9 protein-coding genes are annotated in these 7239 nt (G+C 48.8%); 1 reads left to right on the top strand and 8 read right to left on the bottom strand.

The annotated features are described in order from the left end of the window. Positions 1-24: 24 nt before the first annotated feature. The 8 genes from OXH16_09070 to OXH16_09035 all read right to left on the bottom strand — a co-directional run bounded on the left by OXH16_09070 (position 25) and on the right by OXH16_09035 (position 6452). Complete coding sequence (locus OXH16_09070) at positions 25-1326, bottom strand: hypothetical protein (protein MCY3681538.1); 1302 nt, start codon at positions 1324-1326, stop codon at positions 25-27. 276 nt (positions 1327-1602) lie between these two features. Beyond that, positions 1603-1794: a hypothetical protein gene (locus OXH16_09065; GenBank protein MCY3681537.1), complete on the bottom strand. Its 192-nt coding sequence runs from the start codon at positions 1792-1794 to the stop codon at positions 1603-1605. After that, positions 1791-2990: an AAA family ATPase gene (locus OXH16_09060; protein ID MCY3681536.1), complete on the bottom strand. Its 1200-nt coding sequence runs from the start codon at positions 2988-2990 to the stop codon at positions 1791-1793. Before OXH16_09060 ends, OXH16_09065 begins: the two co-directional genes overlap by 4 nt. A 38-nt stretch (positions 2991-3028) precedes the next feature. Next, positions 3029-4297, bottom strand: a complete 1269-nt coding sequence (locus tag OXH16_09055) for a hypothetical protein (GenBank protein ID MCY3681535.1) — start codon at positions 4295-4297, stop codon at positions 3029-3031. A 6-nt stretch (positions 4298-4303) separates the two neighbouring features. Then, the gene (locus OXH16_09050) at positions 4304-4534 is read right to left on the bottom strand and encodes a hypothetical protein (protein MCY3681534.1); all 231 of its coding nucleotides are present in this window, start codon (positions 4532-4534) and stop codon (positions 4304-4306) included. Next, complete coding sequence (locus OXH16_09045; GenBank protein MCY3681533.1) at positions 4531-5106, bottom strand: DUF6036 family nucleotidyltransferase; 576 nt, start codon at positions 5104-5106, stop codon at positions 4531-4533. Before OXH16_09045 ends, OXH16_09050 begins: the two co-directional genes overlap by 4 nt. 45 nt (positions 5107-5151) lie before the next feature. Further along, positions 5152-5727, bottom strand: a complete 576-nt coding sequence (locus OXH16_09040) for a hypothetical protein (protein MCY3681532.1) — start codon at positions 5725-5727, stop codon at positions 5152-5154. Between the two features lie 11 nt (positions 5728-5738). Then, a complete protein-coding gene (locus tag OXH16_09035) occupies positions 5739-6452 on the bottom strand; it encodes a metallophosphoesterase (GenBank protein ID MCY3681531.1) in 714 nt (237 codons plus the stop codon). 179 nt (positions 6453-6631) lie between these two features. On the opposite strand from OXH16_09035, the gene OXH16_09030 reads away from it, so the two are divergent. Next, on the top strand, positions 6632-7069 hold the full coding sequence (locus tag OXH16_09030; GenBank protein ID MCY3681530.1) for a peroxiredoxin: 438 nt from the start codon (positions 6632-6634) through the stop codon (positions 7067-7069). Positions 7070-7239: the final 170 nt, after the last annotated feature.

Raw genomic sequence — 7239 nt, 5'->3', positions numbered from 1 at the left:
GTACTAAGGCTTTCCAACTACATGCTAATCATACTGCCCCAACACTCCCGGAAGACCCTCGATAATCGCCACAGCGCGGTTGACGGTATTCCACGTTTTACCTGTACCCGGCGGACCATAAAGGATTTGGTTCAAAGGATGTAAATGTTCCAGAGTATCTGAGGTATCTGGTTTTGGTAGTTCATCTATATCAGGTTCAGGTCCGTTCTTAATCGAATTTCCTGTCAAACTATTAATCAAGTGAAACGAAGGTTTGTAGCCATCAGTTTTTTCAAAAGCCAAATATGTCTTACCGCCTGGTTTAGCCTCCCGAAACTTCCTTTCATCTGTATGCCCGGATAAATCACATGTTGATTTGTTTATCCACAAGACATGAATTCTGCTATTTTCGTTTAACCCCGACTCGGCATAATCATTTTTCAGCATAAGACCAATCGCTCTTCCCTTTTTTTGCCTTCCTGTCCTGACCAAGATAATATCTCCCCGTTTGGGTTTGGTCAGATGATACTTCCGAGGATCTCCTGTTTCCCCCCACGGTTTTCCAGATCCCGGTCCGCTGGTATAAACCCAATTGTTTTCCTTGAAGTCATCCCAAGAATCGGTTCTATTTACAATAGTATCTATCTGGAAAATTTTACTGTTGTTTATTTGTCCAGATTTTTGCAAATATAAGAACATATTAATTTCATAAGGCTGGCACCCCGGAAATGCTTTCTTGATTTTTTTTAAAACAGATAGATACTTCTCATAACCACCATCTTTGATCTCATTTTCTATTTTTGACAGTGCCGGCAAACCCAGAGCTTCTGATAAAACCTCGGTTGAATTATCCACCGGTAGGAAGTATTTGGGATTTATCAAGAATAGAGTCTGCGTCAGTTTCGAAACTCCAGTATATTTTATCTCTAAGGCGTTCTTAAAATCATCTGGGCCTATCTTTGGATTATCCTGTACTGTCTCCTTGTACAAACGCCAAAGCAAATCGGGAGTAAAGTTTTCTCGTTCATGAAAAAGGAGATGGGCATTAGATTGAGGCGTAGGAAAGATATAAGAGACATCGTTATCCGTATCCGGGAGCGAGCTTTCAATGTCAAATACATCGCTAACGCTGTCGTACACTCGCTGCCGTTGATTTTTGGTATTTTTTGAAGCTAAAAAATAAAAGAACGAAAAGGGATCAATGCCCTCATCGCCATATCGAAGCAGAGTGGGATTTTCACCCCACGCCACCAGTTTCGCTTTTTCAATCAGGTATGCTTCGCCCCCTTCCGCAATTTTCTTTGCTAACTCTCGAAACCACGGTACCCAACTGTATATCTCTTTCATTCGACAGTCTCCATTTATTCGATGGATTCAATGAATTTTGCAGACACTGTCTGCGAAATCTGTAACTGGATTGCGGCTAAAATCATGCCGCAATGACAGACGGGACGGCACAGGGGCCGTCCCCTACAACACCATAAAAAAATCGCTGACCTTACCCGTAAACAACGACATAGATCGTCCTTTCGTATTACTTGTCACGGGAATCCATTTCAAATATTCTCTGTCCATTCTGCAGGAGGCCAAGAGCCAATATCCTGACCCATTGCACGTAGCAAGTCACCGAATGAACTGATCAGCTTGCGGAAGGATCGACATTGAGCATAGGCGGCTTCCATAGAGAATGTCGCGCCGAATCGGCCTACCAATATCTATCTCCCAGGCCTTCGCTTCTGCGATCAAACGCCGCAACAGCACTGGTGCTGCGACTACCTCACCGTGGCCCTCTACGATTGGTTGGATCTTATTCACTTGAGGTCTTCCTCGAACAACGCAATTTCAGATGAATCGGACACGTACTGATCGGCGGCCACCAATGCGTTGGACCGCATCAATTCACCTGCGCCCATCAGATGTTCTTTCAGTGCCACACGCGAGGCTTCAGAAACCGGAGCAATTTGCGTTTCCCCCTCTTCCCAACTCACGATTCGCAAGTGGTGATCCTCAATCCACGAGACGTCGAGAATATCGGGGCTATGGGTTGTTACAATTGTCTGCATGAAACGGCCTGCGTGTCTCAACAAATCGAGAACCGAACCAAGTCCCCCCGGATGTATCGTCACTTCCGGTTCCTCAATCACCAAAACCGAAGGCGGGATCGGCTGAAAAACAGCCGCGAGAAGGCCCAATACACGCAAAGTTCCATCGGACATATTGTGCGCCTCAAACATCACTTGTTCTGACTCTGCCCATCTCTGTGTAAATTCCAGCGATAGCTTGTCGCCCTGCGCCTTTGGCCTCACGTCGGTTGTTCCAGGAACAATTTTTTCCAGAAGATCGCGGATTATCTGCCAGTTATTCGGCGACCTTTTCTCAATCTCTCGCAACACACTGGCTGCGTTACGCCCATCGAAACGCAATCGAAATCCTTGGTCCGGATCTTGTATTTCGCGTAGCTCATCCGGTTGGATTCGGTACACTCGCATCATCGACAAAAACCGAAAAGCCGGCAAAAACCGCTTATCGCCTCCAACCAAGGGCAAAGCAAGGGTGTTCGCTTCCAAAGCTGGGGCCAGTGTGGTCGTGCTACTCCGAAATGTGTTGGGCGAGCGTTCGAACCAGTCGAGTGAACCATCTCGCCGCAAAACAAAGCACTGTTCGCGCACGACTTCAAAGTCATAGTCCGTCACACCACGCAATTCAAATGCGTAAATAGCCCGGCTCGTTTCAGTGTCTAAATTTTCCAGTTCGACCTTCAGCCCCAAGTTGGATGGACGCCTTTTCGAAGTACTTCGATATTCAACCGAAGTGATCCCTCTACGACGATCCAACACTGCTGGCAGGGGGATGATCATCGCCTCGGAGAGAAAAGAGAACGCATCGGCAATATTGCTCTTGCCAGCACCGTTTTGACCGACTAAAAATGTCGGATTACTGAACTCGAGTACTGCCGATGAAAGACTCCGAAAACGCTTTAGTGACAGGCTGCGAAGCATGGGTATATTCATGTTTCACCTCGTATCGTAGATGCAATCCAAAAAATGCTTTATTCAGTAACCGTATCCACATGCGCGCGATAAATCCACGCAGTATCGTGTGCATCGAGGAAATTTGCGTCAAAACCACCAAAATAGAGATATTGCCCCGCATCCTCTAAAAAAGGCGACAATTTGATCGTGCGTATCGCCACCAGAAAAGGATCGCCGGGTTTCCATTGCCCATTCACCTCTTTGACCCGATAGCTCAAATCGGGATATCGGATCAAATAAGCTGCGCCCGGATACCACTCCCCAAAAGTCTGTCCCCCATTCACCTTTGACTGAACACCCATCAAATGAACAGTCTGCCCTGTCACAGAATCGGTAACAGGCACCATATCGCTGTACGCGGCAATAATACTTCGGCCTCTGATAGAACGCCGCCACGCCTTATTGAGCAACGCATCGATCTTCAACTCAACAGTCGCGGCATAATCCTCCTTTGGATCCATGCGAATAATGCGATCAGTGTGAGAAAACAAAAGAGACTCCCCTTCACCTGCTGGAGAGGGAATCGCCGTCAAACCGCGGATACCCGCCTGTTCAAAACTATACGGCGTATCATCCGTGTAAACCGCCTCCCAAACAGGCACCTGCCCATTCACGCGGCGATAAACCGACGTCCCAACCGAAGCGTACAAAACGCCATTTGCCTCTGCAAAAGACATGGGACGCGCTTTAATCGGCCCAAACTCGGACACCTCATCCCATCGAATCTTCCCCAACTGAGCCGGATCATACACCCCCGAATAAATACCCAATTGCCCCGCAGAAACAAAAATGCGATCCACCCCCGTCACCCCATCGCGATGAACAAAAAACGCGCGCACCATGCGCCGATAACCCTTGCCAGACTGAAGCGTAGTCCTCACCCACGAACCACTGTCATCGTCTCGCGTAAAAATATTCGACTCGCCCATCCCGAAAACGCCCCTGCGCCGGTCAGAACCAGCCAGCAAAAGATTTACTCTCTCGGACAGAGGATTGCCCAAGTCATCAGTTTCAAATACCACCGACTTCAGCGCAGTAACCCGAAGATGCGACGCCTCCAGACTGTGGTCTATGCACCACGCATCAGTCGGTGAATCAATCGCCAAAACTTGCGCCCAAGGTATCGCGGTATAAGGATTATCCATCCAATAGCCATTTCCGGCATAAAGCCGCCCCTTGTGCGCCTCGATATGCACAATCTCCGTCCCCCTGGCAAGAGGATCTGCGGAACCAATGCGACCCGCCAGAAAATCACACATCCATGATTGCGTATCGCTATTCATCATCCGCCCCTAATCCAGATGCAAGCGATAGTGTCTGGGACCGATTTTTTCTAATCTACCGTCTTCTAACCACTGCGCTCGGCGTTTCAACGCCAACTGAATCAGCCCCCGACGTGCATCCGCGTCTCGAGGACGACGACGGGGTAGGCGCTGGCGTCGCTGCATGCGCTGCTCGAGTTGATAGCGTCGGGCACGCGGTCGTATCTCTCGAACGTGTTGATCAAAATTTACAGTTTTCAACCTCTGTCCTCCTCAGCCTGATCTCTAAACGCAATCAATGCCTCTATCACGCCTTCAGTTTGCGCGCGGTTTTTGAGATACGCCCAATCAATATCTTGTTGGTATAGCGCCATGAGTTCCTGCGCCCAATTTCCATCATCGGTTGAATCCCAATGGACATAAGCACCCAGCCGATCAATAATGAGATCTTCCACACCGATGATATAGACAGTCAAATCCTCAATCTCGACCTGTGTCACCCTATCTTCAGATCCGGCGAGAACATCATCGGGAATCTCAATCGCAATATCCAGCCCCACATGATGCCAATGTCTGCCCGTCTGGTCAAACCCCCAGCTTTCCAACAAATTGCCAATCTCGGTTCGCCTTGCACTCACGAGATCGACATCCACAGTGGCATAAGCACCAAGCGTATAGAACTCCAGGGCATTGCCACCAACGATGACATAAGGAAACTTTTTCGCTTGCGGCAATGCGGCAGCCACAAGCGCGCAAACATAGAGCCGACGGCGCAATGGATCGGCAATTGTTTTCGCATAATCGAGTTTTTCACGCCATTTTATTTTTGACATACGCAATAAACCCTTTGTTTTTTACCAAATCCTCACCGCGAACCATCACTTCACTGGTATGGGATTGACAGAAAGGGACAGCGCGCGGTCGCGCTCGCTGCGATAAACATCCTGGGACAAAAAACCGCGCGCGTACAAATCGGACAAAAGCGCATCCCGTCGCTCCAACGCGGCAATGGGATCATTCACCGGAACATCCGCACCCTGCGCGAGATCGCACAGCAGCAAAACCTCGCCAGCCGTGAGCTTTGAATGGTGAATATCAAAATGATATTGGGCAGCCCGCTCGAGACCCTGTATGTGACCAAACTGCGCGTAATGCAAAAATGCTGCAACGCGCTCCTCCTGTAATGCGTACGCAAGCAAAAGTGCAAAAACCAGACGGCGAACCGGCTGGTCGGGTGCAAGAGATTCGGAAAGGGTCCACTCTATATCTGATACATCTGACCGCGTGTAATACGCCGTAACCAAATGGGGTACATCATCGGCATAATGCGAAGTTGGCGGCACATTGAGAGCGCGGTGAAAATCATCTCGGTAATCCAGGAAAATTGCAAAAACGCAGATCCCCAAAACGATCGCAGCAATTAGTACAAAAATATGTCGCGCCTTGAAAGCCACACAACCTCCACTCACAAAGTGTACTCAGCCTGTGTAATATCCGCATCAGCAAACTCGTACACGCGAAAAGGATGAGGCGGATCGCAAAAAGCACGCGCCGTCGCAAAGAAAACATGACCTTTCGACACAAGATCCTCACCCTTGTGATAATGCCCACTAAGCACGAGTTTGCAGCGCGAATCTGCGACCAGTGCAGCTTTCAACTCCGCTGCATCGCCATAATTAAATGGATACCCTCCGCTATGCTCGGGAAATATCAAATAGTGTTGCAAATGAATCTGCGGACGCGGATCGCCATCTGACACCACAGATTGAAACCGCGCGCGATCCGCCCCAACGCGCCGTGGCACATGGTGATCCCCCTCCTCGTCAAAAAAAGTAATCACGCGAAAACCCTGCACATCAAAATCAAAGAGCTGATCGCAAAAGACGCGGCGAAAAGACGCGGGATGATCGTGATTGCCATACACATACACAACAGGACAGGAAAGACCGTCAAAACATTCGCGCACGAGAAGAAGATCTTTCTCTCCCAGCGCAATCGTATCGGGATCGTCTAACGCGTCAAGCGGATAATCGACCAGATCACCTGTCACAGCGACCAGATCGGGAGCATGCGCGGCAATATGACGCGCGGCTTCGGTTATGAGATCAGGCCCGCACCCGACATCATCGCCCTCGAGATAGTAGCGAAGATGGAAATCGGAAATATGTGCAATTTTCATGTACAATCCTCAGTCATCAGTTATCAGTTATCAGTTATCAATCCCAAGATACACAGAACCGGGAATGCGGTAAAGGCTTGTTTCGGCTTTTACTTCTCACTTTCCCGCTGGATTTACACATCCTGTTTGCCTATATTGCCACCGTCTGTCAACACTTCAATTTTTTTCAGGAGGTCATAATGCCCGCAGTAGGTGATATCGCGCCTGATTTTCTGGTCAAAGACCACACAGGCCGTGAAGTAAAACTCAGTGATTATCGCGGCAAGAACGTCGTACTCTGGTTTTATCCCAGAGCAAGCACGGGTGGCTGAACGGCTGAAGGTGTGGGATTCCAGGAGCGAATCCAGGACTATGCAGATAGAAATGTGCAAATTCTGGGCGTCAGCACAGACAGTATTGACGCCAATGCCAAATTTGCAAAAACACAGGAATTTGAATATCCCTTATTGTGCGACACAGAACGCGAAATCTGTCTCTCTTACGGGGCTTGTCAATCGGCAGCAGACCGCGCTGCCAAACGCATGACATACCTCATTGCACCCGATGGAACAATCGCGCAAATCCATACCAATGTGGATGCGCGAAAACATCCCGAAGCATTGTTGCCCACGATATAGGGATGCATTGACACCACGGCAGACGGATTGTATCGTCTGCCGTTTTACTTACAAACGAATAGACGAATAGACGAATAGACGAATAGACTAACCCCACCCTACCACCCAACTGCTATCGTTGATTCGTTGATTCGTTGATTCGTTGATTCGTTGATTCGTTGATTCGTTGA

The organism is Gemmatimonadota bacterium, assembly GCA_026705765.1.
Lineage (GTDB): Bacteria > Latescibacterota > UBA2968 > UBA2968 > UBA2968 > VXRD01.
This window is presented reverse-complemented; position numbering and strand designations above follow the sequence as displayed.

Excerpts from the sequence above, each read along its gene's own strand:
- OXH16_09070 (MCY3681538.1), bottom strand. The coding sequence starts at position 1,326 with ATGAAAGAGATATACAGTTGGGTACCGTGGTTTCGAGAGTTAGCAAAG.
- OXH16_09060 (MCY3681536.1), bottom strand. The coding sequence starts at position 2,990 with ATGAATATACCCATGCTTCGCAGCCTGTCACTAAAGCGTTTTCGGAGT.
- OXH16_09055 (MCY3681535.1), bottom strand. The coding sequence starts at position 4,297 with ATGATGAATAGCGATACGCAATCATGGATGTGTGATTTTCTGGCGGGT.
- OXH16_09045 (MCY3681533.1), bottom strand. The coding sequence starts at position 5,106 with ATGTCAAAAATAAAATGGCGTGAAAAACTCGATTATGCGAAAACAATT.
- OXH16_09035 (MCY3681531.1), bottom strand. The coding sequence starts at position 6,452 with ATGAAAATTGCACATATTTCCGATTTCCATCTTCGCTACTATCTCGAG.